This is a genomic window from Algibacter sp. L4_22 (assembly GCF_023473045.1).
Classification (GTDB): Bacteria; Bacteroidota; Bacteroidia; order Flavobacteriales; family Flavobacteriaceae; genus Algibacter.
Window position 1 is genome coordinate 16,254 of record NZ_JAMCOK010000009.1, and the last position, 26,772, is coordinate 43,025.

25 protein-coding genes are annotated in these 26,772 nt (G+C 33.8%); 9 read left to right on the plus strand and 16 right to left on the minus strand.

Translation table 11 applies throughout. The features are described from left to right. Window positions 1-58: 58 nt before the first annotated feature. From gatB/aspS to M4I23_RS18240, 4 genes are all read right to left on the minus strand, one after another. Window positions 59-3,397 (minus strand): bifunctional amidotransferase subunit GatB/aspartate--tRNA ligase AspS, encoded by a 3,339-nt coding sequence (gatB/aspS, locus tag M4I23_RS18225; protein ID WP_249755347.1) that lies wholly within the window; start codon window positions 3,395-3,397, stop codon window positions 59-61. Beyond that, entirely contained in the window at window positions 3,397-4,797 is a 1,401-nt protein-coding gene (locus M4I23_RS18230) for an amidase family protein (RefSeq protein WP_249755348.1), read from the minus strand. Before M4I23_RS18230 ends, gatB/aspS begins: the two co-directional genes overlap by 1 nt. A gap of 2 nt (window positions 4,798-4,799) precedes the next feature. Next, a complete protein-coding gene (locus M4I23_RS18235) occupies window positions 4,800-5,069 on the minus strand; it encodes a hypothetical protein (RefSeq protein WP_199269917.1) in 270 nt (89 codons plus the stop codon). 261 nt (window positions 5,070-5,330) lie between these two features. Beyond that, window positions 5,331-6,536, minus strand: a complete 1,206-nt coding sequence (locus tag M4I23_RS18240; RefSeq protein ID WP_249755349.1) for a multidrug effflux MFS transporter — start codon at window positions 6,534-6,536, stop codon at window positions 5,331-5,333. 98 nt (window positions 6,537-6,634) lie between these two features. On the opposite strand from M4I23_RS18240, the gene M4I23_RS18245 reads away from it, so the two are divergent. From M4I23_RS18245 to M4I23_RS18255, 3 genes are all read left to right on the plus strand, one after another. Then, window positions 6,635-7,219 (plus strand): Crp/Fnr family transcriptional regulator, encoded by a 585-nt coding sequence (locus M4I23_RS18245; RefSeq protein WP_249755350.1) that lies wholly within the window; start codon window positions 6,635-6,637, stop codon window positions 7,217-7,219. A gap of 154 nt (window positions 7,220-7,373) precedes the next feature. Then, complete coding sequence (locus M4I23_RS18250; protein ID WP_158847361.1) at window positions 7,374-7,952, plus strand: YceI family protein; 579 nt, start codon at window positions 7,374-7,376, stop codon at window positions 7,950-7,952. Window positions 7,953-8,079: 127 nt separating this feature from the next. After that, window positions 8,080-8,688: a DEAD/DEAH box helicase gene (locus M4I23_RS18255; RefSeq protein WP_158847363.1), complete on the plus strand. Its 609-nt coding sequence runs from the start codon at window positions 8,080-8,082 to the stop codon at window positions 8,686-8,688. 2 nt (window positions 8,689-8,690) lie between these two features. On the opposite strand, the gene M4I23_RS18260 is transcribed toward M4I23_RS18255, so the two are convergent. From M4I23_RS18260 to M4I23_RS18275, 4 genes are all read right to left on the minus strand, one after another. Beyond that, on the minus strand, window positions 8,691-10,232 hold the full coding sequence (locus M4I23_RS18260; protein WP_249755351.1) for an acyl-CoA carboxylase subunit beta: 1,542 nt from the start codon (window positions 10,230-10,232) through the stop codon (window positions 8,691-8,693). 34 nt (window positions 10,233-10,266) lie between these two features. After that, window positions 10,267-11,709: an acetyl-CoA carboxylase biotin carboxylase subunit gene (gene accC / locus M4I23_RS18265; RefSeq protein WP_249755352.1), complete on the minus strand. Its 1,443-nt coding sequence runs from the start codon at window positions 11,707-11,709 to the stop codon at window positions 10,267-10,269. Window positions 11,710-11,722: 13 nt separating this feature from the next. Continuing rightward, window positions 11,723-12,208, minus strand: coding sequence for an acetyl-CoA carboxylase biotin carboxyl carrier protein subunit (locus tag M4I23_RS18270; protein ID WP_249755353.1), 486 nt, complete (start codon window positions 12,206-12,208; stop codon window positions 11,723-11,725). A 162-nt stretch (window positions 12,209-12,370) separates the two neighbouring features. Next, window positions 12,371-13,048, minus strand: a complete 678-nt coding sequence (locus M4I23_RS18275) for a PrsW family intramembrane metalloprotease (protein ID WP_158847371.1) — start codon at window positions 13,046-13,048, stop codon at window positions 12,371-12,373. A 97-nt stretch (window positions 13,049-13,145) separates the two neighbouring features. Between M4I23_RS18275 and M4I23_RS18280 the strand changes: the two genes are divergently transcribed. Next, a complete protein-coding gene (locus tag M4I23_RS18280) occupies window positions 13,146-14,615 on the plus strand; it encodes a T9SS type A sorting domain-containing protein (protein WP_249755354.1) in 1,470 nt (489 codons plus the stop codon). On the opposite strand, the gene M4I23_RS18285 is transcribed toward M4I23_RS18280, so the two are convergent. Together M4I23_RS18285 and M4I23_RS18290 are read right to left on the minus strand one after the other, a co-directional pair. Then, window positions 14,602-15,153: an NUDIX domain-containing protein gene (locus M4I23_RS18285; RefSeq protein WP_249755355.1), complete on the minus strand. Its 552-nt coding sequence runs from the start codon at window positions 15,151-15,153 to the stop codon at window positions 14,602-14,604. The two genes, M4I23_RS18280 and M4I23_RS18285, sit on opposite strands and share 14 nt — an antisense overlap. Before the next feature lie 59 nt (window positions 15,154-15,212). After that, complete coding sequence (locus tag M4I23_RS18290) at window positions 15,213-16,301, minus strand: M42 family metallopeptidase (RefSeq protein WP_249755356.1); 1,089 nt, start codon at window positions 16,299-16,301, stop codon at window positions 15,213-15,215. A gap of 103 nt (window positions 16,302-16,404) precedes the next feature. On the opposite strand from M4I23_RS18290, the gene M4I23_RS18295 reads away from it, so the two are divergent. From M4I23_RS18295 to M4I23_RS18305, 3 genes are read left to right on the plus strand one after another with little or no spacing between them, the layout of a single operon-like run. Beyond that, on the plus strand, window positions 16,405-17,082 hold the full coding sequence (locus M4I23_RS18295) for a DUF4294 domain-containing protein (protein WP_158847379.1): 678 nt from the start codon (window positions 16,405-16,407) through the stop codon (window positions 17,080-17,082). A gap of 3 nt (window positions 17,083-17,085) precedes the next feature. After that, on the plus strand, window positions 17,086-17,709 hold the full coding sequence (locus tag M4I23_RS18300; RefSeq protein ID WP_158847381.1) for a hemolysin III family protein: 624 nt from the start codon (window positions 17,086-17,088) through the stop codon (window positions 17,707-17,709). Further along, window positions 17,706-18,197 carry a GNAT family N-acetyltransferase gene (locus M4I23_RS18305; protein ID WP_249755357.1) on the plus strand — a complete coding sequence of 164 codons (492 nt, stop codon included), beginning with the start codon at window positions 17,706-17,708 and terminating at the stop codon, window positions 18,195-18,197. The genes M4I23_RS18300 and M4I23_RS18305 overlap by 4 nt, the downstream gene beginning before the upstream one ends. A gap of 8 nt (window positions 18,198-18,205) precedes the next feature. Here the strand turns inward: M4I23_RS18305 and M4I23_RS18310 are convergent, their stop codons facing one another. Both M4I23_RS18310 and M4I23_RS18315 read right to left on the minus strand, forming a co-directional pair. Continuing rightward, window positions 18,206-18,634 (minus strand): DUF4268 domain-containing protein, encoded by a 429-nt coding sequence (locus tag M4I23_RS18310; RefSeq protein ID WP_074939635.1) that lies wholly within the window; start codon window positions 18,632-18,634, stop codon window positions 18,206-18,208. 58 nt (window positions 18,635-18,692) lie between these two features. Further along, a complete protein-coding gene (locus M4I23_RS18315) occupies window positions 18,693-19,334 on the minus strand; it encodes an O-methyltransferase (RefSeq protein ID WP_249755358.1) in 642 nt (213 codons plus the stop codon). A 184-nt stretch (window positions 19,335-19,518) separates the two neighbouring features. Between M4I23_RS18315 and M4I23_RS18320 the strand changes: the two genes are divergently transcribed. Further along, on the plus strand, window positions 19,519-21,522 hold the full coding sequence (locus tag M4I23_RS18320) for a sensor histidine kinase (RefSeq protein ID WP_249755359.1): 2,004 nt from the start codon (window positions 19,519-19,521) through the stop codon (window positions 21,520-21,522). A 1-nt stretch (window position 21,523) separates the two neighbouring features. Beyond that, window positions 21,524-22,285 (plus strand): LytTR family DNA-binding domain-containing protein, encoded by a 762-nt coding sequence (locus tag M4I23_RS18325; protein ID WP_249755360.1) that lies wholly within the window; start codon window positions 21,524-21,526, stop codon window positions 22,283-22,285. Here M4I23_RS18325 and M4I23_RS18330 read toward each other — a convergent pair. The 4 genes from M4I23_RS18330 to kynU all read right to left on the minus strand — a co-directional run bounded on the left by M4I23_RS18330 (window position 22,282) and on the right by kynU (window position 26,771). After that, a complete protein-coding gene (locus tag M4I23_RS18330) occupies window positions 22,282-23,364 on the minus strand; it encodes an amidohydrolase family protein (RefSeq protein ID WP_249755361.1) in 1,083 nt (360 codons plus the stop codon). The two genes, M4I23_RS18325 and M4I23_RS18330, sit on opposite strands and share 4 nt — an antisense overlap. A gap of 87 nt (window positions 23,365-23,451) precedes the next feature. Further along, window positions 23,452-23,985 carry a 3-hydroxyanthranilate 3,4-dioxygenase gene (locus M4I23_RS18335; RefSeq protein ID WP_249755362.1) on the minus strand — a complete coding sequence of 178 codons (534 nt, stop codon included), beginning with the start codon at window positions 23,983-23,985 and terminating at the stop codon, window positions 23,452-23,454. A 133-nt stretch (window positions 23,986-24,118) separates the two neighbouring features. After that, a complete protein-coding gene (locus M4I23_RS18340; RefSeq protein ID WP_249755363.1) occupies window positions 24,119-25,507 on the minus strand; it encodes an NAD(P)/FAD-dependent oxidoreductase in 1,389 nt (462 codons plus the stop codon). Further along, complete coding sequence (kynU, locus tag M4I23_RS18345) at window positions 25,500-26,771, minus strand: kynureninase (RefSeq protein ID WP_249755364.1); 1,272 nt, start codon at window positions 26,769-26,771, stop codon at window positions 25,500-25,502. Before kynU ends, M4I23_RS18340 begins: the two co-directional genes overlap by 8 nt. Window position 26,772: the final 1 nt, after the last annotated feature.

Consider the following 26,772-nt stretch of genomic DNA (forward strand, 5'->3'; position numbering starts at 1 on the left):
AAAAAAAGCTCCAGAGTTAACTGAAGCTTTTAGATTTATTTTAAAAGAAAATTAAAGTTTACTTACGCATCACTTTAACATTCATTTCTTCAACTTTTTTATCAGATAATAAAGAAGGTGCACCAAAAAGTAAATCTTCACTAGTTCCCGTTTTTGGGAAAGCCATCACTTCTCTAATCGACGCTTTTTTCTCTAAAATCATCATTAATCGATCTACACCCCAAGCAATCCCGCCGTGTGGTGGAGCACCATAATGGAACGCTTTATACATGGTTCCAACACTTTTCATCATTTCGGCTTTATTGTAACCCATATTTTTATAGGTAGCTTCCAAAATTTCTGGTTTGTGCGCACGCACAGAGCCACCGCCAATTTCGTAACCGTTTAATATTAAATCGTATTGTTGCGCAATAATACTTCCTATTTCATCTTCATTACCATTCATGTGCTTGTCTATATCGTAAATCGCAGGCATGGAGAATGGGTTGTGTGTAAACGTCCAACGCCCTTCATCTGTTTTTTCAAACATTGGGAAATCTACAACCCAAGCAGGTCGTAATTCTTTCGGGTTGATTAAGCGTAACATGCTTCCCAATTCTTGTCTTACCGCATCTAAAGCTTTATTAGCTGTAGCATAATCTGCAGCCGAGAAAAACACAATATCTCCAACTTGTGCATTTGTCTTTTTTATAATTCCAGCGGCAATATCTTCACCTAAAAATTTAATTATTGGTGATTGTAAATCATTTTCATTTACAATAATATAAGCCAATCCACCTAAGCCATGCTGTTGAGCAATACTAGTAAGTTTTTCAATTTGGCCTTTAGACAAACGTTTTTTACCCTGTTCTTCAGCCGAAACTTTTATGCATTTCACAATACCTCCTTCATCAATAGGTTTACTAAATACTTGGAAGCTTGTATCTTTTACAATATCTGTAATGTCTTGTAATTTCAACCCGAAGCGTAAATCAGGACGGTCGCAACCGTAAAAATCCATTGCTTCTTTATATGTAATTACTTCAAATGGTTTTAAAATCCATTTTTTACCGTAAATTTTCTTCACGATAGCGTTAAACATATTCGTGTTTAAATCGATAATTTGTTGCATGCTAGCATACGCCATTTCAATATCGAGTTGCGTAAATTCTGGTTGGCGATCACCACGAGAATCTTCGTCTCTAAAACAACGTGCAATTTGAAAATATTTTTCGTAGCCACTAACCATTAGCATTTGCTTGAACTGCTGAGGAGCCTGTGGAAGTGTGTAAAATAAACCAGCTTGTTTACGAGTTGGTACAATAAATTCACGGGCACCTTCATCGGTTCCGGCACTTAAAATAGGCGTTTCAATTTCTAAGAAATCTTGATCGTCTAAAACGTCACGCATCATCTTAATCACTTTATGGCGATTAACGATTACACGACGAACATCATCGTTTCTGTGATCTAAATATTTATATTGAAAACGAACGTTTTCATTGGTTTTTGTTGCTCTTTTTATTTCAAAAGGAAGCGTTTTAGATAAGTTTAAAATATCTAGATCTGTCGCTTCTAATTCTATAGTTCCTGTTTTTAAAGACGCATTATAATCATCTTCTTTACGTTGAACAATAGTACCTGTAACGGTAATTACCGACTCGGGTTTTAGTTTTACTAATTCATCTAAATTCGCAAAAGATTCACGGCTTAAACGTACTTGAAAAATTTGTGTACTTGAATCGCGTAAATCAATAAACATTAATTCGCCATGATCACGAACACTAGAAACCCATCCAGAAAAGGTTACTTTTTCCGAAATGTTTTCTTCAGAAACATCCGAAATTACATGTGTTCGGTATTCGTCTTTTATAATTAAAGGGATTTCTGGTAAAACCTCTTCTTGTTTGGTTATTGGCTGTGGAGTATTGGTAGTTGGTTGCTCGCTATTTGTTCTTGTTTGTTCTAGAGCTGTTTCTCCAGAATCTTGAACTTGACTTAAAATACCTTCGCGAATTACTTTTCCAGAAGCACCTTTACCAATAATAGCAATAACTTTTCCAACTAAAATACCGGCTTTTCCTTGATTTCCAGATTTAATATCATTGGCAACAGCTTCATTTTCTGAAATTACTTTTGCAATGGCATCATGGATTTTTTCTTCGGAAATGGTATTGGTTTCAAAATAAGTTTTATAGTCGAATTTTGAATTTTCTAACAACGACTTAATAGCGTTTTGAGCTAATACAGATGTTATTTTATCATTTTTGAATAAACCGAAGATCTCTATAAAGTCTGAAATATTTTCAATACTTGTATAATCTTCAGCTTTAACATTATTAGTTAACGTTTTTGCAACGAACGATGGATCTTTCAATTCATTATTAATGGCAACAAAAGTTTCCGAACGTAAAGAATCGGCTGTAAAAAACTTAGCATCTTGCGGCAAAACACCTCCTTTTATCAAAATAGATTCTACAGCAAAAGGTAATGTGCTTAAATCTACATCGATAGATTCTACTACATTTTTTATGCTTACAAAAGGTAAATCGGGCTCCGAGATAAAACGGTAATCCGCCTCGAATTCCTTTTTACGCATGGTTTTGGTTTGCTTTAAATCGGCATCCCAAAGCACGGTAGTTTGGTCGGGTCTAAATGCTTTATTTTCTATATAATAGTTAAGCTGTTTTTCAATTTCTTCCTTTAAAGCATCGACCATAAACTTAAACGAGTTCAAGTTTTTAATCTCTGTTCTTGGGTTTAATGCGTAACTCTGTTTTTCACGAAGTGATACAGAAACATCCGATTTAAATTCCCCTTTTTCAAGGTTAGCTTCACTTATTTTTAAATTCTGAACAATACGTTGTATGTACTGCGCATAGGTTGATGCATCTTCAATATGGCGAATGCAAGGTTCTGTAACAATTTCAATAAGAGGTACACCAGCTTTATTGAAATCTACTAACGAAATTTTCTTCTCGTGTACTAGTTTTGCAGCATCTTCCTCAATATGAACTTGCGTTAAATTCACTGTAAATTGCGAACCATCATTTCTAAAGCATGATACTTGTCCGTCAGGAATTACAGGGTTATGAAACTGTGTGATTTGTATGTTTTTCGGGTTGTCTGGATATTCGTAATGTTTTCTATCCCAAGAAATCACTTCGTTTTCAAACGAAGATTTTACAGCTTTCCCAAAGTAAATTGCTTTTGTAATTGCTTCTTTATTTATAGAAGGTAAAACGCCCATTTGCCCTGTGCATACGGAACAAATATTTTGATTAGGAGTATCGATTTCTTCATTAGGACAAGAACAAAATAATTTTGATTTTGTATTTAATCGTACATGAGTTTCTAGTCCGATTACTAACTCTAATTCGTGCTTTTTAAGAAGCTCGTTTAATTGCTCTAGTTCCATTATATCGTGTCTTTTAAGAAGTTAGCAAACTTCAAAACGAGTTCGTCATTATGTTTTGCTGCCGTAATTTGTAAACCTGTTGCTGTGCCTTGAGGAACTGTTAAAGTCGGTAATTGACCTAAACTAAAACCTACGGTGTAAGCATCGGATAAATACATGGCGTGCGGATCCTTTAAACTATCACCAATTTTTGGTGGCGTATTTGGTGTAACAGGAGAAAGAATGATATCGACATCCTTAAAATCGTTTTCAAAATTAGTAGAAATAGTGTCGCGTAAGGCTAGACCTTTCAAATAAATTTCGTCTGAAAACCCTTGTGATAATACTTGGTTTCCACCAACTATACGACGTTTTGTTTCTTCAGAAAAATTTTCAGAACGTGTTACCGAATACGTTTCTTTTAAAGAATCTCCTTCAATACGATTACCATAATTTGTACCATCTAACCTAGAAAGGTTGGATGCCGTTTCTGCCATGGCTAGCGTATAGTATGTTGAAACTAATGTTTCAGATTCAAAGAAATCTAAAGCTTTCACTTCAATGCCTTTGGCTTTTATTTTTTCAATAGCTTGTAAAAAATCAGCTTTTATTTTAGGGTCAATCGCTTTGCTTTCAATAAAGTTTTTAAAATATCCTACGGTTTTAATGCCTTCGGAATTTAAAATTTGAGCCTGAGTTATTTCCGCGGAAGCGTAAGAGGTTTGATCTTTAATATCTTTACCACTCATTACGTTTAGCACAATACGGATATCTTCGATGGATTTTGCAATGGGTCCAACACAATCGGTAGACGATGCGTAGGCCATTAAACCGTAGCGTGAAATGCGGCCGTAACTTGGTTTTAAACCATATATATTATTGTAACCTGCGGGCTGGCGAACAGAACCTCCGGTATCTCCTCCAATTGAAAAAACGGTGTAATCTTTAGCCACATTTACTGCAGAACCACCACTAGAGCCACCACTTACTAAATCTGGGTTTATGGCGTTTTTTACAGCGCCAAAAATGGTATTTTCACTAGAGGACCCATGACCAAAACTATCGCAATTTTCTTTTACTAAAGGGATAGCTCCTGCATTCAATAAATTTTGAATGGCTGTTGCTGTGTATGCCGATTTGTAGTTTTTTAAAAGGTTAGAACTCGCTGTTGCTAACGTTCCTTGAACCATATAAACATCCTTAATTCCAAATGGAATACCTTCGAGCAAACCAATGGTTTCTCCGTTGGCAATTTTAACATCTACTTTAGAAGCTAAATCTAGCGCTATAGTATCCAACAAGGCATTAACCGTGTTATGTGTGTTCTGTTTTAATTGGGATAATTTGTCTTGTACTAATGCTGTACAAGTTATCTTTTTATCCACCAATTGTTGGTGAATTTTATGTATTTGAGAATCCATATTTATTCTTCTATCACTTTAGAAACTACTAAATATCCGTTTTTTTCCTTCGGAAAGTTTTCGATAATGATTTGCTTTTCGAGTGCTGAACTTTCAATAACCACATCGTCTCTTAAATCGCTTACCAACACGCTATTATTATGATTATTATTAAAGGTGTTATTATTTGTTGGCTGTGCATTTTTAATCACATCAAATAATTTGTTGACAGCCTCGGAGGGTTGCGCACCTTTAATACTCGACAAAATGTCGACGGTCATAATTTTACTCATGTCTTAATTTTTTGTTACTAAGTGAAACTTATAAGCTAGCAAAATTACGAAAGTTTTTATTGGTGCGGAAGCTTATGTAATGTAAAGTTATAATGCTGTTTTATTGATGAAATACCCTATGATAATGCAGGTAATTAGTGAAATTAGTGATAAATTTATATTGAAAAACGCTATTAGTTAAAAATGTGAAAGTGTTAATGTTTTTAATACTATATAAAACAATATGTATTGTGTTGTTTTAAGGGGGTTAAAAGTGAGTTTTTAGGCCTCTAGCAATCTCATTTTTCGTTTTAAAACAATAAAAATAAGAACAGATAATACTCCAAAAACAGAAAATCCTATAAAAAGAGGTAAAACTGAAGTTTTTACAAAACTACCAATAAAATGTGCAATAGGTACAGCTAAAACTGTTGAGAAAAACCCATTAATTGCTGCTCCAATTCCTGCAATATGTCCAAGTGGCTGCATAGCTAATGCTCGTAAATTTCCAAACAAGAAACCAACGGCAAAAAACTGCAATGCTAAAAAAGAAATTAAAGTATAAATACTAGGGTTTTGTCCAGAAGAAAATAAAATAACGTACAAAATTGAAATAAAAGCATAAGCAAGCGTAGAGTAGTAAGCAATTTTCATCATACCATATTTTTCAACTAATTGGCTGTTTAGAAAAGTAGCGAAACCTATTGAAATTGCTAGACTAGCAAAGATATATGGAAACATTTCGACTAAGTTATATTGCTCTTGGAAAATTTGTTGGGAGGTACTTAAATACACCATAAAAGATCCGGTTATAAAGCCAGAAACTAAAGTAAAAGCTACAGCTTCTTTATATTTAAAGAATTCTTTTGCTCCGTTTATAAATAAATGCGAGGTGAATTTTAAGCGTTTTTCTTTTGGGAGCGTTTCAGGTTGGCGAAACCAGAACCAAACCATAATAGCTAATCCAAAAAGGAGGTTGAAATAAAATATAGCTTGCCAATTAAAAAGGTGAATTAAAAACTGCCCAAACATAGGAGCTATAACAGGAACTAAAATAAAAAACATGACTACAAACGATAATATTTTAGCCATATAATCTCCACTAAATTCATCACGAATCATGGAGGTGCTTAAACTTCTTGGGGATGAAAGCCCGATGCCTTGGAGTATACGACCAAAAAGCATCATTTCGTAATTTTTGGTGGTTACACATATAAGACTAGCAATAATGAAAACTAGAAAACCAACATAAACAATGGGTTTTCTGCCAAAACTATCGGAAATAGGACCAAAAATAAGCTGGCCAAATCCTATTCCTAAAAAAATCATGGTGATTAAAAGCTGATTGTTACTTGCGGTTGTTGCACCTAAGGATTCTCCTATTTCTGGTAAAGCTGGTAATAATGCATCAATCGATAGTGCCACAATAGACATTAAAGATGCCATTAAAGCCACAAATTCAAATTTTACCTTTTTGATGTTTTCCATCGCGCAAAGGTAAAATATTATAAATCTAGATATATTCAATTAACATTTATTAACGTTATATTATTATTGTTAAATTTGATTCGAATAAATTGATATAAATGAACATACAACCACTTTTAGATTACATAAAAAGTCTAATTGATTTAACACCAAAAGAGGAAGCTTTTTTAGAGTCTAAAGTAACTTATAGAAAATATTTAAAAGGGCAATATGTTATACAACAAGGCGATATTTGTAAGTATGAATGTTTTGTGATTTCTGGCTGTACAAAAACATTTTATTTAGATCAAGAAGGGCAAGAACACATGGTTATGTTCGCTATTGAAAATTGGTGGACTGCAGATATGGGAAGTTTTATATCCCAAACTCCTGCCGATTATAATGTGCAATGTCTTGAAAATACTGAGCTTATTCTGTTTGCTTATGATGAGTTGGAGGAATTGTATGCCGAAATTCCAAAATTAGAACGCTTGTTTAGGCAAATTGTTGAGCGTGCCTTTGTAGCTTCTCAAAAACGAATTGTTAGAAACTTTAGTCTTACCGCAAAAGAACGTTATTTATATTTTAAAAATCAATACCCTCAAATAGAAGAACGTATTCCACAGTATTTGGTGGCATCATTTCTTGGTATAACGAAAGAGTTTTTGAGTAAAATTAAAAGTCAATTAGCCATAGAGAATTAGTTAAATCTACATTTATATATCTGTGTTAATTCAATATTGAAGTTAAATGTTAATCTAGATTAACATGATTTGATAAACTACTTCAATTTTTAAGAATTAAAAGCATCGCATCTTTGTGGTGTAATAATTAAACAGAAAAATAATTTATATTAAAATGAGAAATTCAATTAAAAATTTAGCACTTGTTGCTTTTGTAGCCTTGTTTACATTTTCTTTTACAGCTATCGAAAAAGAACAAAAAGAGATTAAAACAGAAAACAGTAAATTAGTTTGGAAAGGCTATAAAGTTACAGGTTCTCATGAAGGAACAATAGATATTCAATCTGGTTCATTAATTTTTGAAGGTGATAAGTTAACTGGTGGAAACATTGTAATAAATATGGCTACTATTGCTTCGACCGATTTAGAAGGTGAGTATAAAGGAAAGCTTGAAGGACATTTAAAGTCTGATGATTTCTTTGGAGTAGAAACACATAGTACATCAACTTTAGAGTTTACAGAAGTAAAAGCATCGGGTAAAAACTCGTATAACGTTATTGGAAATCTAACCATAAAAGGAAAAACAAACCCGGTAAACTTCGCCATTTCTATCTATGGAAATAAAGCAACAGCAAGTTTAAAAGTTGATAGAACAAAATATGATGTAAAATATGGTTCTGCAAGCTTTTTTGATGGTTTAAAAGACAAGGCGATTTACGATGAATTCGATTTAGTTGCAGATTTAGAGTTTTAATAACAACCTGATATTTTAAGATTAAAAGGGAGGCGTTCAGAAATGAACGTCTTTTTTGTTTTTAAGGTTTCTATTTTGGATGTTGAAAAGCCTATCTTTGAAAATCTATTAAAAGAAACTTCATTTTATGTCATTTAAAAAATTAATTGAGCCATTAAAAGATACGCTTAAAAACAAAGGAATTGAAACGCCTTTACCACTTCAAAAGAAAATTTTATCTAGAATAAAAGGTGGTTCAAGCTTGTATGTTTATGGACCAGAAGGTTCTGGGAAAACATCGAGTATCATAATAAGTGTTGTTCAGAAATTGAAAAATGCTCACGAAGATGCACCAAGAGCCTTGATTTTTGTAAAAGACAAGCAAACGGCATTAGATTTGGAATTAGAATTTAAGAGCTATACACGCGGTACGGACTTACGAATTTATTGCGCTTACGATGAAAAAAATATTGATGACCAACGTGATGAAATTTATTATGGTACCGATATTATAATTGCGACTCCAAAACGATTAAATAGACTGTTTTATTTAAATGCGGTTAATTTAAATAGACTTCAAATGTGTATTATAGATGATGCTGAATTTTTATTTAGAAATAATAATTTAGCTGAAGTTACCCGAACTCCCGAAAGTATTGGTAAATGCCAATATTTGGTGTTTGCTAAGAAATCTGATGAGCGTTATGAACGCTGGCAAGATACTTTTATGTATAATGCAGATGTTGTTAAAGTTTAATTTTACATCGGAATATTTCCATGTTTTCGTTTTGGGACGTTAATCTCTTTATTTTCTAGCATAGTAAATGTTTTAATTAATTTTCTTCTAGTATTTTTAGGAAGAATTACTTCGTCTATAAAACCACGTTGGGCTGCACGATAAGGGTTTGCAAATTTTTCGGCATATTCAGCTTCTTTTTCTGCTAGTTTCTCTGAAGGATTTTTTGCGCTTGAAATTTCTTTTTTGAATATAATTTCACTTGCTCCTTTAGCTCCCATAACAGCAATTTCGGCTCCTGGCCATGCAAAATTAAAATCGGCACCTATGTGTTTAGAGTTCATAACATCGTAAGCGCCACCATAAGCTTTGCGAGTAATTACAGTTATGCGTGGCACAGTAGCTTCGCTTAAAGCATAAAGTAGTTTTGCGCCGTTTACAATAATACCGTTCCATTCTTGATCGGTACCGGGAAGAAACCCAGGAACATCAACTAAAACTAATAAGGGGATATTGAAACAATCGCAAAAGCGTGTGAATCTTGCTGCTTTTTTAGAACTATTAACATCTAAAACACCTGCTAAAAATTGGGGTTGGTTGGCAACAATACCAATACTTCGTCCACCTAAGCGTGCAAAACCAACAATTATATTTTCAGCATAATCTTTATGTATTTCGTAAAAAGAATCAGTATCAATAATTCCAGAAATTACGGCGTGCATATCGTAAGGTTTATTCGCATTGTCGGGAATAATATTTGTTAATACATCACGAACCTCATCTTTTAAATTGAATTCTAAATGTTTTGGAGTTTCAGTGTTATTTTGCGGGATGTAACTTAATAGTTTTTTTAAATCTTCTAGACATTCAATATCGTTTGCTGAGGTTTTGTGGGCAACACCCGATTTTGTAGCATGTGTGTGTGCACCTCCTAAATCTTCGCTACTAACTTCTTCATTGGTAACCGTTTTTACCACATTTGGTCCGGTTACAAACATATAACTCGTGTTCTCAACCATTAATGTGAAATCTGTCATGGCTGGAGAATATACGGCACCACCAGCGCAAGGGCCCATAATAGCTGAGATTTGAGGAATGACTCCTGAAGTCTGAACGTTTCTAAAAAAAATATCGGCATAACCACCAAGTGAGCGCACGCCTTCTTGAATTCGAGCACCGCCAGAATCGTTTAAACCAATAATTGGAGCACCAACTTTTACAGCTAAATCCATGATTTTACATATTTTTTCTGCATGTGTTTCCGATAAGGCACCACCAAAAACCGTAAAATCTTGAGCGTAAATATAAACCAATCTTTCATTAATAGTCCCATAACCTGTAATGACACCATCGCCATAATAGACTTCGTTTTCCATACCAAAATCGGTAGTTCGGTGGGTAACTAACATGCCTGTTTCTTCAAAAGAACCTTCGTCCATTATATAACTAACACGTTCTCTTGCTGTTAGTTTTTTTTTGGCGTGCTGTTTGTCTATACGTTTTTGTCCGCCTCCTAAATGGGCTTGGTCAATACGTTCGTTGAGTTTGTTTATTTTTGGATCCATGTTTTTTATTGTTGCTCAGAAATTTTAGTTGGGCTTATCGAATAGGTAATCTTAATAGCTTTTGGTCTTCTAAATATTGTTTAACGGCAATTAGTGCAGCTATTTTAGCTTCCGTTTCCGATTCTGCTTTTATGACTTCTGGGTTGTAATAATTTTTTATAAAATGCGTATCGAAATTCCCAGATTTAAAAGCCTCATGATTGCATACAAATTTTCCGAAATTTAATGTGGTTTGTACACCTTCAATCTGAAAACCATCAATAGCTTTCAACATAAATTGAATGGCTTCTTCTCTTGTTTTTCCGTAGGTGATTAATTTAGCTAGCATAGGGTCGTAATAAATCGGGATATCCATGCCTTGCTCGAAGCCATTATCTACTCTAATATTTTCGCCTTCGGGGAGTTTGTAAACTTCTAAATTACCAACACTTGGTAGAAAATTATTTAAAGAATCTTCGGCATAAACTCTCAACTCTATAGCATGGCCGTTAATTTTTAAATCGGCTTGTTTTAGTTGAAGTGCTTCACCTTGTGCTATTTTTATTTGAAGCTCTACTAAATCGACTCCAGAAATGAGCTCTGTAACAGGGTGTTCTACTTGTAAACGGGTATTCATTTCTAGGAAATAGAAATTATTATTTTCATCTAATAAAAACTCCACGGTTCCTGCTCCTAAATAATCACAGGATTTAGCTACTCTTATGGCTGCTTCTCCCATTTCTTCACGAAGCTCTGGAGTTAAAACACACGAAGGTGCTTCTTCAATTACTTTTTGATGGCGCCGTTGTATATTACATTCTCTTTCAAAAAGGTGTAAAATAGTTCCGTGGCTATCTGCTAAAATCTGAATTTCAATATGTCTAGGAGAATTTACATACTTTTCAATAAAAACGGAACCGTCACCAAAGGCCGATGTAGCCTCGCTAATAGCGCGATTCATTTGTGATTCCAAATCTGCTTCTTTTTCAACAACACGCATGCCTTTTCCACCGCCGCCTGCCGAAGCTTTTATTAAAATGGGAAAGCCTATTTTTTTTGCAATGCTTATTGCTTTCTTAACATCTGTAATAGCTTCATCAATTCCGGGAACCATGGGGATGTTATATTGTTTTACTGCTTCTTTAGCAGATAATTTACTCCCCATTATTTTTAAGGCTTTAGATTTTGGACCAATAAAAATAATGTTATTAGTTTCGCAAGCTTCCGCGAAAGCGGCATTTTCACTTAAAAAACCATAACCTGGATGTATGGCATCTACATTTAAATTTTTCGCAACTTCTATAATTTTGTCTGCTCGTAAATAGGATTGGTTAGATGGCGGTTCTCCAATACAAACAGCTTCGTCTGCAAATTTTACATGTGGAGCGTTTCTGTCTACGGTAGAAAACACCGCAACAGTTTTTATTCCCATTTTTTGTGCTGTTTCCATGACACGAATGGCTATTTCACCTCGATTTGCAATTAATATTTTTTTCATGCTTTTATATTAATTATTCAAATTCAATTAATAAATAGTTTTTTTCGACAGCATCACCTTTTACTGCGGAAATAGATTTAATTTTTCCATCTCTTGGTGAAGTGATAATATTTTCCATTTTCATAGCTTCTAAAATTAAAAGCGGATCACCTTCTTTAACGTCTTGTTCTATTTCAACATAAACTTCTAAAATTAAACCAGGCATTGGAGCTTTTAATTCATTTATGTGTTTGGATGCAGTGCTTTCAAACCCCATTTCTTTTATAAGAAGATCTAATCCGTCAGAAATATTGACTTTGTAGATGTTGTTATTTACTTCGATAGTATAAGATTTTTCAAGGAAATTACATTCTGAGATTTCTGCTTTATACGATTTGTTTTGGTGAAGGATATGCAGTTTGTTTTTAGATGTTTTTATGGCATCTAAAGCAGATATATTGTCTTGAGAAATTTCGAAAATCTGATTATCGTTTACTTTCGTGATAAAATGTTTACTCATAAAGTCCAGGTTAGTTTGTAGTAAATATAAGGATTTTAGGATTAAATTTTGTTTTTATCAATTGAAACAGTAGTGCCGTTGGGTATAAATAAAAAAAGTTATCCGAATAATCGAATAGCTTTTAGAGTAGAATTTCTTCCTTTTTAATTCTTAATTAAAAGACTATTGGTTTTTAAAATGAGAGTTTTCTTGGTGCTTGATTATCGCTTTTCTAGAAAGTAAAATACCAATGAATAGAGATACGAAAGCTCCTATCCAAATTCCGGGTATAGACTCGATAAACAAAAAGAAATCGTAAGCACCATGAAAAATAATAGCTAATAATAAACCTGATAGATTTAAAACTACTTTGTTATTTGAAAATTTTGCTTTTCCCATAAAATATCCCATGAGGACTCCGAAAGTTGCATGTGCAGGAATAGCAGTAATGGCACGTAAAAATGCAGTTTCAAAACCACTTTCTAAAACGTAGACTATGTTTTCTGTAGCGGCGAAACCCATAGAAACCATTACGGCGTAAACGATACCGTCGAAAGGTTCGTTAAATGCTTTTCTAGTTTGAGCAAAATAACGGACAATAATATATTTACTAAATTCTTCGGTTAAACCAACAACAAAAAAGGCTTTTATAAACTGCTGTATTACGCTTGTATGGTCGTTTAAAGGTAAAACCCAATCGAAAACATAATACATTAATGAGGTGATAATGATACTAATTATAGCGCCTAAAAGAAATGCAATAAGCATTAATCGTTTTGGTTCTTTTTCGTGTTTATCCTTGATGTAAATGTAAAGAATAACTAGAAAAACGGGTACAATTGCAGATAGGAGTAATGCCATTAAATTGATTGGGGATGTTATATAATTATTTAATTTTTAAACTTTTTAGTGTTTTGCGACGTACATAATTACGAACTAATTAGTTAAATACATAAAAATGAATACAAAATTCCTTTTTATTTTCGCATTGTTGATGTTTCAATTTATGCAAGCTCAAGATCTATCTATTGGCTATAAGGCTAATGATTTGGAGCAACATCCTATGCAAGCTTTGAGTAAGCCAGAGTATTTAAGTGCGGTTACAGATCCTTCATTCCCAAGTACTAAAATTAGAAGAATTTCCGAAGCAACAAATGGTGATTTTATTGCGCCTATGTACAATTCTACTCAAGCATGGAATGCCGATGAAAGTTTAATGATTGTTTACGGTGGTGGTACTCATAAACTTTTAAATGGTGAAAATTATAAGTTTATTAGGGATTTAACCGATATTAATCCAGATGATGTAGAAACTGTTTTTTGGCACTTTTTCGATCCCGATGTGCTGTTTTATATAGATAATACAACCACTGATCTTGTTAATTATAATGTTAAAACTAATGTAAAAAATGTATTAGTAAACTTTCGATTAGCGTCTGGGTGTGATACGGGCATTACTGGAGGTAACGATGTGCAAATGATGTCTTGGGATTCTGATGTAATAAGTTTTCGTTGTGGTAATGAGGCCGCATATTATTATCGTATTTCTACGGAAACGTTAACTCAATTTAATATTGAAAATATAGAATATATTGCTCCAATGCCTTTTCCTAGTGGGAATTTGTTTTATCATAAAGGAGGTGTTTATGATGCGAGCGGAAATTATGTATTATCGTTTAATCTTAATAATGGAACCGAACACTCATGCATAGGGAGGTTAAGTAATGGTGACGACGCCTATTTTACCGTTGGTTATGAAGAAGGTTTAAATGGAGGTTGCCAAGGTACTTTGGTCGCTCATAATGCTATTACAGGGCATTGTATTTCTGTAACACCTGTTAGTGATTATGGTTATCCAAAAACAGGAACACATATTTCTGCGTTAGCACATAAAAATAATCAAGGCGGTTGGATTGCTGTATCGTGTATTGGGTTTCAGGAAGATGGCGTACAGCTATTAGATCAAGAAATTTTTATAGCAAAAGTGAATGAATTCGATTCTGATGTTTATCGTGTAGCACACCATAGAAGTGATGAAAATGATATTGATTATTGGGGAGAACCACATGTAACTATTAGTCCTACAGGAACTCGTTTGTTGTTCGGTAGTGATTGGAGTGGTGATGAAGATGGAAAGTCTGTAGATAGTTATGTTGCGGAATTAAATGGGCTTTCTCTATCTGTAAATAGTTTAGATAATATCAGTTTGATAGTGTATCCAAACCCTACAACAGATAAATTACATGTGGAGTCTAAAGAGGTTTTGATTAAATTTCAAGTTTTCGATATTCAAGGGCAATTAGTTTTCAAATCACCTTTAGATAATACAAATATTATTGATGTATCTAAACTTACGAGTGGTATGTATTTTATTGAATTACAAAATGAGTTAGGAAACAGGAAATCTTTTAAATTTATAAAACAATAGTCATTATCTTATCGAGCACAAACTCGTAATATGTTTTGTTCGATTTTACAAAATGATTGTTATTACTATCCTTTAGAAGTGATTTAAATTGAGCGAAAGTAACTAGTTTTAAATCTTCAACTTCCTCTTCTTGTGCAGTGAGTTCCGTGATGTCTACTTTTAATTCAGCAATAAAAACATGGTGGAATTCATTATCTAAAATAGTATCATTCATATAAGCCGTTTTATGCTTATTTACGCCTATCTTAATTAAATTTTCAGGCTCGAGTAATAAACCTAACTCTTCATGAGTTTCTCTAATGGCAGCAGTTTCAAAAGATTCTCCAGCATCAATATGGCCAGCGGCAGATACATCCCAAAGTAAGGGGTAGATTGCTTTTCTGTGAGAGCGTTGCTGTAATAAAATTTCGCCTTTACCGGTAAATAACCAAAGATGAATGGTGTTGTGAAACCAACCGTTTTTATGAGCTTCAGATTTTAAAGCAACTTTTCCTGTAGGCTCTCCAGTGTCGGTTACTATATCAATATATTCGTCCATATACTTGAATTAAAAAAGCCTCAATTGAATGAGGCTTTTGTTTTTTGTATTCTATTCAATTATTCAAAATAACTAAATGTTTCGCCATCTTTGATGTTTAATAGCGTTTCGTAAATCATTTTAATAACATTTTCAACATCATCTCTGTGTACCATTTCTACTGTAGTATGCATATAACGGAGTGGTAAAGAAATTAGAGCAGAAGCTACGCCGCCATTGCTATAAGCAAAAGCATCTGTATCTGTTCCTGTTGCTCTAGAAAGCGCAGAGCGTTGAAAAGGAATCCCTTTAGCTTCGGCTGTTTCTGTAATTAAATCGCGTAATTTTTGTTGTACAGCAGGAGCATAAGCAATTACAGGGCCACTACCAAGTTGTAAATCGCCTTGTGTTTTCTTTTCAATCATTGGTGTGGTTGTATCGTGCGTTACATCGGTAACAATAGCCACATTCGGTTTAATGGTTTGAGTTATCATTTCGGCACCACGTAAACCAATTTCTTCTTGTACCGAGTTGGTAATATAAAGTCCAAAAGGTAATTTCTTTTTGTTTTCTTTTAATAAACGTGCAACTTCAGCAATCATAAAACCACCCATACGGTTATCTAATGCACGACAAACAAATTTATCGCCATTTAGAATATGAAATTCATCTGGATATGTAATTACACAACCAACATGAACACCAAGAGCTTCCACTTCTTCTTTAGTTTTGCAGCCACAATCTATAAAAATATTGTCAGGTTTAGGCGCTTCTTCCTTTACCTTGCTACGTGTGTGTATTGCTGGCCAACCAAAAACACCTTTTACAATACCCTTTTTTGTATGAATATTTACAATTTTACTCGGTGCAATTTGGTGATCACTACCTCCGTTTCTAATTACGTAAATTAATCCGTCGTCCGAAATATAATTAACATACCACGAAATTTCATCGGCATGTCCTTCAATAACAACTTTGTATTTTGCTTCTGGATTAATAACGCCAACAGCCGTACCATAGGTATCTGTAATAAACTCATCAACATAAGGTTTTAAATAATCCATCCAGATTTTTTGACCTTCCCATTCGTAGCCAGTTGGGGCTGCATTATTTAAATATTTTTCAAGAAAGTCCATAGACTTTTCGTTAAGTATACTCTTCTTTGCCATCTTTATAAAGTTTTGCACTAAATTAATAATATAAATAGAAAAAGAATGTTTTAAAGGGTGTAAATTATTAATTTTGGCAGACTAATTGTCTTATGATATTTTGATGACATTTTTAAAATACATATTCGTGTTATTTCCTATACTGCTCATTGCTCAAATTAGTGATGTTGAGCAGGATACGGTCATGAAGAAATATTTAATAATTAAAGGCGATAGTATTCCAAGAACTTCGATCGATTTAGCGGAAGTAATGATTTTGCCTAAACTTAAATTTGGCGATAGAAAAGAACGTATTCGCTATTTAATTTTGCGACGAAAAACGATAAAAGTGTATCCGTATGCTAAAATGGCGGCAGATAGATTAGATTCTTTAACAAGGCATTTAGCAACACTTACTAAAAACCGTGAAAAAAGAAAATACACTAAAAAGATACAGAAATATATTGAAGGGGAGTTTTCTGAGAAATTAAAGAAGATGAGCCGTACAGAAGGGCAAATTCTTGTAAAATTAATACACAGGCAAACTGGGAGAACGGCATTCGATTTAGTGAAAGAATTACGTAACGGTTGGCGTGCCTTTTGGTATAATACTACTGCGAGTATGTTCGATATTTCGTTGAAACGTGAATTTGATCCCGAAAACGAAAAAGAAGATTATTTAATTGAAGATATTCTACAACGTAACTTTCAAAACGGACGATTGGTACGTCAGAAATCGGCAATTCCGTTTGATTTTTATAACTTAGTAGATAAGTGGCGACACGAACCCGAAAAACCATAAAATATGCGAATTCAAACCCCTTTTGAAGAAAAATTAAACGCTTTAACTCATGGTATTGGTGCTGTTTTAGGTATTGTGGCGTTAGTTTTATTAATCGTATTTAATACTCATAAAACGCCTTGGAGTTTATTTAGCGTTATTGTTTACGGCATATCTATTATCGTTTTATTTACCGCGTCAACCTTATACCATTCGGTTACCAAAGAAAAGCATAAGCATATATTCCGGATTATAGATCATATTAGTATTTATATCCTTATTGCTGGTACTTACACGCCTGTTTGTTTAATTACTCTCGACCAAAGTTTGGGTTGGCCACTCTTTTGGACGGTTTGGGGCATTGCTGTTTTTGGAGTTGTTTTAAAGTTGTTTTTTACAGGGCGATTCGAGGTGTTTTCTACATTGCTTTATTTGGTGATGGGCTGGCTTATTGTTTTCGATTTTGCTCATTTATCCGAAGGTGTTGGTAATGGTATCTTATTTTTGTTCGCCGGTGGTTTATCTTATACCGTTGGAATCATTTTTTATGCCATTCATAAAATTCCGTACAATCATGTTATTTGGCATCTTTTTGTTTTAGCTGGCGCCGTTTTTCATTTTTTTATGATTTTTAATTACGTGATATGATAACAGTTACAATTGCAAAAACTCCAGCAGATTTTAAATTAGTAGAAACCTTAGCGAGCCAAATTTGGCATCAGCATTATCTAGATATTATTGGTTTAGAGCAGGTGGAATATATGCTGAACAAGTTTAATTCCGCGAAAGCGATTGAAGAGCAGGTGCGTTTAGGAACGCAATTTTACTATTTAACTTATGGTGAAACACCGGTTGGCTATATGGCTATAAAACCGGAAGAGGATTTTTTGTTTTTAAGTAAATTATACGTTGCAGAAGGCTTTAGAGGAAATGGTATTGGTCGGGTTGCTTTAAATTTTATAGATGAAGAAGCAAAAAAACAACAACTTTTAGGCATTAGTTTGAAGGTGAATAAATATAATACAGCTTCTATTGCAGCCTACGAAAAATTAGGCTTTAAAAACGTAAAAGCATCTGTTACCGATATTGGAAACGGCTTTGTTATGGACGATTTTGAAATGGAAAAGTTGTTTTAGCTGAGGTGTTAACCTTCGATAACATCTTTGTATTCCTCGAAAAAAGCTTCAAATAAATTCATGTTTACATTAAAAAACTCCATCACATCGCGCCATGTGTTTTTGTTGTGGATAGATACTTTTTGTTCTAAAGGCACATAAATTCTCGAAATTTCTTTTTCATTATCTAAAAAATAAGCTTCGTTGTAAATGGCGTCAGGCAAGTATTCATCTAATAAAATAGATTTTAAAGCCTCTAGTTTTTCCCAATGATTAATACGGTGTTCCAAATCGTCTTCAAGATCTAAAGCGATTAAAGCACTTCGGTTATCAAAATGAAATTTAAAACTTAACCCCTTTAATTTTGTGTTGTATAAAATCCACTTTCGAGGGAAAGATTTACCGAAACTGGTCCAGAATTCTTCTCTCATTTTTCTTGATTCTTCTTTACTAAACATAAAATGAACTTTTTTTCATTTCCGCGAAGGCGGAAATCTCATTAATTTATTGCTCTAATTACAGTTTTCTACTCACCGTCAGCCCGTCACGAATAGGTAAAACAACAGTTTCTATCCTTAGGTCTTCTTTTAAAAGTGTGTTGTAATCCAAAACAGCTTTAGTCGATTTATCTTTAGGGTCCAGCGGCTCAATCACTTTGCCATGCCACAACACATTATCGGAAATAATGATACCACCCGGATTTAGCTTTTCAATAATTAAATAAAAATAATTGACGTAGTTGGGTTTATCGGCATCAATAAATATTAAATCGAAGGTTTTATCGAGTGTCGGGATAATATCAATAGCATTGCCGAGATGCTGAAAAATTTGGTTTCCGTATTCCGATTTATCGAAATATTTACGTTGAAAATCAAACAGTTCCTCATTCACATCAATAGTGTGTAACTCACCATCTTTTTGTAAACCTTCAGCTAAACATAAAGAGGCATAACCTGTAAAAGTGCCGAGTTCCAAAATGTTTTTTGGGTTTTTAAGTTTAGAGATCATGCTTAAAACGCGCCCTTGGTAGGGACCGCTTAGCATAATGGGCTGTAAAATTTTTTGATACGTTTCGCGCGTAAGTAGCTGTAATAATGAAGGTTCGTCTTCAGAATGGTTTACAACGTAGTTATCTAATTCTTCGGGTAAAAAGTGCATATTTTGTCTGGTCGAGCGCAGTCGAGACCTTTTTAAATTAAAAACAAAAGTATCACTTTTTTATAGATCCGTTTTTTTATTTCAATGTAATTTAGAAACTATATATGCAGTTCGTCAGAAATCAGTTTCAATATTAAATCTTAACAAGTTTCTTTGAGCTTTATAAATAGTTAAATTTACAATCATGAAAAGACTCATTTTACTTGCTCTTATTCTTATAAGTATTCCTGTTATTGTAATCTCAGGTTCTAGCAGGAGTCAAAACCTTAGTAACAATTATTTAGATTTACCAAAAGATGATAAATGGGAATACGTTAAAGAACGTCTTTTTGAAGGCGAAACTCAAAATTTTCACAGCCATTCAGGTCCTATATTAATAGAATTAGTAAATTCTCGTTCTCCAGACAGTACAGCTTTAGAATCAGTTTTTGATGAACTAAGAGAGGTGTTACCCGATAAGGAAATTGATTATTTTAGAAACTACACAGGTGCTAGTTCATTAAGAATTCCTCAAAGTGATGATCCCAAGGAAGTAAACGGAATCAAGTTTTCCAAATTGAAGGGACGCGCTTTAACTCTTTGGATTACAGAAGTAGAATCAAAAAAAGAAGCTTATACATTATATGATGAAAGGTTCTTGAAAACGGCTAGTATTAATTATTATGGAGCGAAATTGGTAAATAGCCGAACAAGAGGTCCTAGATCCAATAAAAGATATAAGGTTACCAATAGTCGACAGTTTACTTTTAAGTTTCATGAAAGCCAAACAGTAAAAGAAAGAATGGAAATGATACGGTTTTATTTAGTTAGAATGTTATCATGTTCTAGTCTATTTAAGGAAAGAACTAACCATGAAGCAGAAGTTGTAGGGGCGATGCTGAATAGTAACAAAGCTTCTTCATGGCATCTAGATTTTACTAAGTACGATAAGTTTTTACTCCAAAAATTCTATTCACCAACTTTGTTAGAAGACTATAGGAATTATATGTTTAAAACTTATCCAAGGTGGTCTGCTGATAATCTTGTAGATAAAGAAAATACTAAGCTATTGGCCAATTGGACGCGTGCTATTTTTGCTGTGGTATTCTTTTTTCTAGCTTTTAGTCTTTTGTATAAAAGACAATATCGATTTAAATTTTTAAGCTATTTTGTTCCTATTTTAATAGCCTACCTATGTCTTATAGAATTGAATTTTGTTAATAGTTATTTTTTTCCGACAGGTAAACCTTTTAATCAAGAAAAATTTTGGTTTTACTTGTTGGTTTTGTTTATAATCGTAGTCTTTATAGCATTCTTTTTATGGCTATTTGATAAGTGTATTGCTAAAAAAGACATGAGTTTTACCACTCAACTGGTTTTAAAAACAAGTTTCACATTGTTCGTCTTTCTAGCTCTAGCCTTTTTAGTTCCAATCATATTATCCGATATTGAATGGAATAAAATTCATTATATTAACTGGATTAAATCTTATGATTATTTGGTAGGATTTCGCTCTCCTGTTACATGGGCTTTTCTTTTTTCATTAGGACGAGGCGCTATATTATATCTAGACCACTTTTCAGAAAACCTAGTGAAACAAAAAGACATAGAATTAAGTACCCTAAAAGCAGCCAATGCTCAAGCCGAAGTCAGATTATTACAATCTCAAATAAATCCGCATTTTTTATACAATGCCTTAAACTCTATTGCAAGTTTAGCACAAAGTGATGCAGTTAAAACTGAAAAAATGGCATTGTCTTTATCCGATTTATTTAAATACACCATCAACCGAAAAGGAAAAAAGAATAGCACCATTGGCGATGAGGTAGAGATGGTTAAAAACTATCTGGAAGTAGAACAAATTCGTTTTGGAGACCGTTTATCTTTCAACATTAGTGTTGACGAAAGTTTGGAAGCTATAGAAATCCCGATGTTTCTTATTCAACCAATTATTGAAAACGCTGTAAAGCACGGCATTTCTAAAATAGAAAATAACGGAGAGATTGAATTGAAAATTGTTAGAAACAATTCAGATATTGTTATATCTGTTCATGATAACGGTCCTGATTTTCCAGATGGATTGGTTAGTGGTCATGGTTTGCAAACGGTTTTTGATTTGTTACGCTTAAGTTATGACGAAAACGCAGATTTAAGTTGGAAAAATACACCAAAAAAAGAAATAGTAATCACAATAAAAAATATAGATTAAGATGAATAAACCCTATTCAACCTTAATAATTGACGACGAGCCATTAGCAAGAACACGTTTAGAGAAGTTACTTTTAAACTTCCCTGAGCGTATTGATGTTGTAGGATTCTCAATAAATGGGAGAGAGGCTAAACAGCAGATTGAGGTTTTAAAACCAGACCTCATTTTTTTGGATATTGAAATGCCTGTAATCGATGGGTTTGAATTAATCGAAGCATTAGATAAAATACCATTAATTGTATTTTGCACAGCACACGACGAGTATGCTTTAAAAGCTTTTGAAACTAATAGCGTGGATTATTTGGTAAAACCTGTACGTTTGGAACGTTTGGAGAAAACCATTGCTAAGTTGGAATTATTCAATAAAAAAGATGCTTCACAAGATATTTTAAAAGTTGTTCGAGAATTATCGGCTCAAAAGAAGCAAAAGGTAATGACTTCAATAACCGTAAAAAAAGATGACAAACTGATTTTCATAAAATTAGAAGATATCATATACTTTGAAGCCAATGATAAATACGTGAGCATAGTAACAAATAAAGGCGTTTTTTTAACCGAAAAATCGTTAACCCAACTTGAAACTCAGTTACCCGATTATTTTTTAAGAGTACATCGGGCGTTTGTAATTAATACAAATTATGTTGAAGAAGTTCAGAAATACTTCAACAGTCGGTTTATTTTTAAATTGAATAATAAAGGCGTATTAAGCGTGACTTCCGGACGGAGTTATTCGGGTAAAATTAAAACTTGGATGAGCATCTAACCTAAAATCCTTTCAATCAATTTTTGTTTTGCTACTTCATCATCGCCACATAGCCATTGCACCACGTTGTTTTCCCAAATATCGTCGTATTCTGTAGTTGTGATAATGTCGCGTTTCACAGCTAAATCTAAAATTTTCCCTGGGTATGATGATTGTTTATCACTTTCCATTTCGCCCAGAGGATACGGATCGTCGAGTCCCATAATAACTTGTTTAGAACCGTGATTTTTAATGAGTAATTCTAAACCTCCAGTATCGTGTACCAAAGTATCGAAGAATATGTTTTTATGGCCAACAGCCTCTCTTGGGTGGTGTTTGCCTTCGAATAAATCGGGTCTGCCATCAAAACCTTGAATCCGTCTTCCTAAATTAATTTGTGCTAATTGTCCACCATGAGCAAAGCAGGTTCGCATATTCGGGAATTTATCTTGGTAACCATTAAGCGTTAAAAAATGATAAGCATCACCACATTGTGCAAGCATCCAAATTAAATGAAATCGCCATGAGATATTTTCTAATTTTATAAATTTTTCACCATCGTAAGGATGGATTTCTACAGCTAAGTTGTATTTGTTAGCCAACTCAAAAATAGGTTCGTTTTCTTCATCAAAAATGCAACGCCATGTGCCAATGGTATCCATGTAGTGCGTTGGTAAGCAAAGCAATTGCATGCCATGGGTTTCTACGCAACGTTCAATTTCCCAACAGGCACTACGAATAAAACCAGGATGCACCACAAAGCCACAGGTAAATTTACTGGGGTGTTCGCGCTGTATACGTGCATTAAAATCATTTTGAAAACGTAACGCCTTTTTCATTTCTTCAACACGTAAACCATTGCCGTAAAGTTGCGATAGATTTAAAACCACAGCATGATCTAGTTTGTTACGCTCCATCCATTCTAACTTTTCATCTAGAAAAAAACTAGAGTCGGTTACGGGGCGTTTCCAATCTTTTTGAAGCATGAATTTTCGGTCTTTATCCACCCAGAAAATGCCTTTTTCTTGCATGTAATCTGGTATTTCTTCCGGATAGGGAAGTAAGTGCGAATGTCCGTTAATTCTAAGTTTACGTTTCATGTGTTTTGTTTCAGCGAAAGCGAAAAAAGTTTTATGTTGTTTATATATTACGACTTTAAATAGAAATATCTAAAGTTTTAAAAAATGCTATTCAATTTTAACCTTTTTGGGAGGTTGCATAACTTCACTGCAATTTGGGCAGGTGCGTTTGTGTTTGTCACTGTAATAATTATCGAAAATTTTAGGCATATCGGTTTCAATATTTTCTAATGTAAAATCTTCTTCGTAAAGTTTGGTTACACAGTTTTCGCAAAACCATACCAAAGCATCTTTCATGCCTTCGGGACGTTTGTATTCGATAACTAAGCCTACCGTATTAGCGCCACGCTGCGGAGAATGTGGTACTTTTGCAGGTAATAAATAAATATCACCTTCTTTAATATGTACATCTTTTGGCGTGCCTTTATCAATAATTTTTAAAATAATATCGCCTTCAACTTGATAGAAAAACTCTGGAGTTTCATTGTAATGATAATCTTTTCGACTGTTTGGACCACCAACTACCATAACAATAAAATCGGCATCTTTCCAAACCACTTTGTTGCCAACGGGTGGTTTTAGTAAATGTCTGTTTTCTTCAATCCAAGCTTTAAAATTTAAAGGAGAAACTAGTTTACTCATGTTTTATTAGTTTTTGAATATGAAATAACTTTTTATAAAGTTACAATTTATAATGAATTGGGCATATTCCAAATGTTAAATATTAGTTGATTTATGAAGCTGTAATTCTTCAAAACAAAGTAGGATTTTCAATCTATATCGAAAAATTCGACTTTAATATTTTCTCAGTTTCTTGCTGTACTTTTTTTAGAATAGAACCTAAATCATCCGATGGGGTTATGTTTTTATTGGTTAGCAGAGTCAGTATAGCTTTATCTTGAGCACGCCCTTTTAACATAGCTTCTTGGTAGCCTATGTTTTCATTAAAAGTTACCAAGCTATATTTTGAAGAATATTTGGTTGGAAATTCCTTTTCTAAAGCCATTTCTATTTTACGCTTTTCTTGAAATATAGGATGCGCCACATGATCGCGCATTTCTAAAAAGTTATCGAGCGCTAAATCGGCAATAGCATCTGTATCTTTTTTACGGTGATTTTCATAACGTGTAAAAACCGTTTGCCAATCGCCTTCATGTTTGTCTAAAATAGCATCAAATTCAGCAACGTCCTCAAAAGCAGCATTCATTCCTTGTCCATAAAATGGAACAATAGCGTGAGCGGCATCGCCCATTAAAAGCGTATTCCCTTTATAATGCCAAGGCGAACATTTTACGGTACCTAAAGCTGCTGTTGGGTTTTCAAAGAAATCTTTGGTTAAATTTGGCATCAATTCTAAAGCATCTGGAAATTCTTGTTTGAAAAACGTTTCTACTAGCTCTGGCGTGGTTAAATTATCGAAATTGTATTTGCCTTCGCTGTAACTTAAAAATAAAGTGACTGTAAAACTTCCGTCTAAATTAGGTAAAGCAATAAGCATAAAATCACCTCGAGGCCAAATATGGAGAGCGTTTTTATGAGTTTTGTAATCTCCTGTATTGGTTGGTAAAATGCTTAACTCTTTATATCCATGAGATAAATAATCTTGAGAAAAACTAAATAGAAACTTTTTACCTAAAAAGTAGCTTTTTCTTAAAGCAGAGCCTGCACCGTCGGTAGCTATTATAATATCGGCGTTTTCTGTGAATTCTAGTTTGGTTTCGTAATCTTTAAATAATGCAGAGGTGTTTTCAAAATCTACCGATTTGCATTTTTTATTGAAATACATATTTACATTTTTGTGTTGCTCTGCTTCATTTAAAAGTAAAGCATTTAAATCGCCACGAGAAATGGAGTTGATGTATTCATGTTTCCTTCCGCTGTAATTAGATTGAAATGTGTTACCTTCTTTATCATGAATCATTCGGCCATGCATAGGAATGGAAAGCGCTTTTACTTTATCTTCCAAGCCAACTAACTTCATAGCTTTGTTGCCACGATCGGAAAATGCAAGATTTATAGATCGGCCAGCGCTTATGTCTATTTTTCGTAAATCGGGACGCATTTCGTAAACCGAAACAAGGTAACCGCGTTGCCCTAAGCGTAAAGCTAATAAACTTCCGCAAAGTCCGGCGCCTATAATTATAACGTTTTGTTGTTTACTCATTTAAAATGGTTTTTAATTTTTCAACTAATCTATAAATATCTTCAAAAGAATTGTACAAAGGAACGGGTGCACAACGAATTACATCGGGTTCTCTCCAGTCGCTAATAACTCCAGCTTCAGTTAGTTTGTTATGCAATGATTTATTGGCATTTTTAACCTGAATGGAAAGCTGACAACCACGTTCGTCTGGGTTTGATGGTGTAATAATTTTAATGGCATCTTCACCTAAATCTTTAAGCAAAAACTCGAAATAACCTGTTAGCTTTTTAGATTTTTCAACGAGTTTACCGATACCTACTTCTTGAAACATATCTAAAGATGCTTTTATGGCGGCCATAGATAAAATAGGAGGATTACTTAATTGCCAACCTTCTGCACCAGGAAGCTGATCGAATTCACTACGCATGTTAAAGCGCGTTTTTTTATTATGACTCCACCAACCTGTAAATCTATTAAGTTCTTTATTGTGAGCATGACGCTCATGAACAAAACAGCCACCCAAACTTCCAGGACCTGCATTTAAGTATTTATAAGTACACCAAACAGCAAAATCGGCACCAGAATCGTGTAGGTTTAATTGAACATTTCCTGCGCCATGAGCACAATCGAATCCTACATTACAGCCATATTTATGTCCAAGAGTAGCAATACGTTTTAAATCGAAAAATTGACCAGTATAATAGTTTATGCCTCCAATCATAATTAAGGCAATTTCATCGCCTTGGGTTTTTAGAATGTCTTCTAAATCGTCATAATTTAAAAGTTCTTTGCCTTTTCTAGGTTTCCAAAGTACAACACCATCTTTATCGTTATATCCATGATGGCGTAATTGCGATTCTACAGCGTATTTATCAGATGGAAAGGCATCACTTTCAATTAAAATTTTATAGCGTTTTTTTGTTGGTTTGTAAAATGAAACCATCATGAAATGTAGGTTCGCAGTAAGTGTATTCATTATAATAACCTCAATAGGTTTTGCACCCACAACATGCGCCATGCTTTCAGTTAAAAACTCGTGATATGGTAACCAAGGTGTTTTAGCTTCAAAATGGCCTTCAACACCTAGGTTCGCCCAATCTTCTAATTCTTGATTAATATACTCTTTGGTAGATTTTGGTTGTAGACCAAGTGAATTACCCGTCATGTAAATAAGTGCTTCCCCGTTTTTGTTTTTAGGCAAGTGGAATTTAGTGCGGTAAGATTTTAATATGTCGGTTTGGTCTTGCTCTTTTGCAAATTCTAGACCTAATTTAAATTCAGGCAAA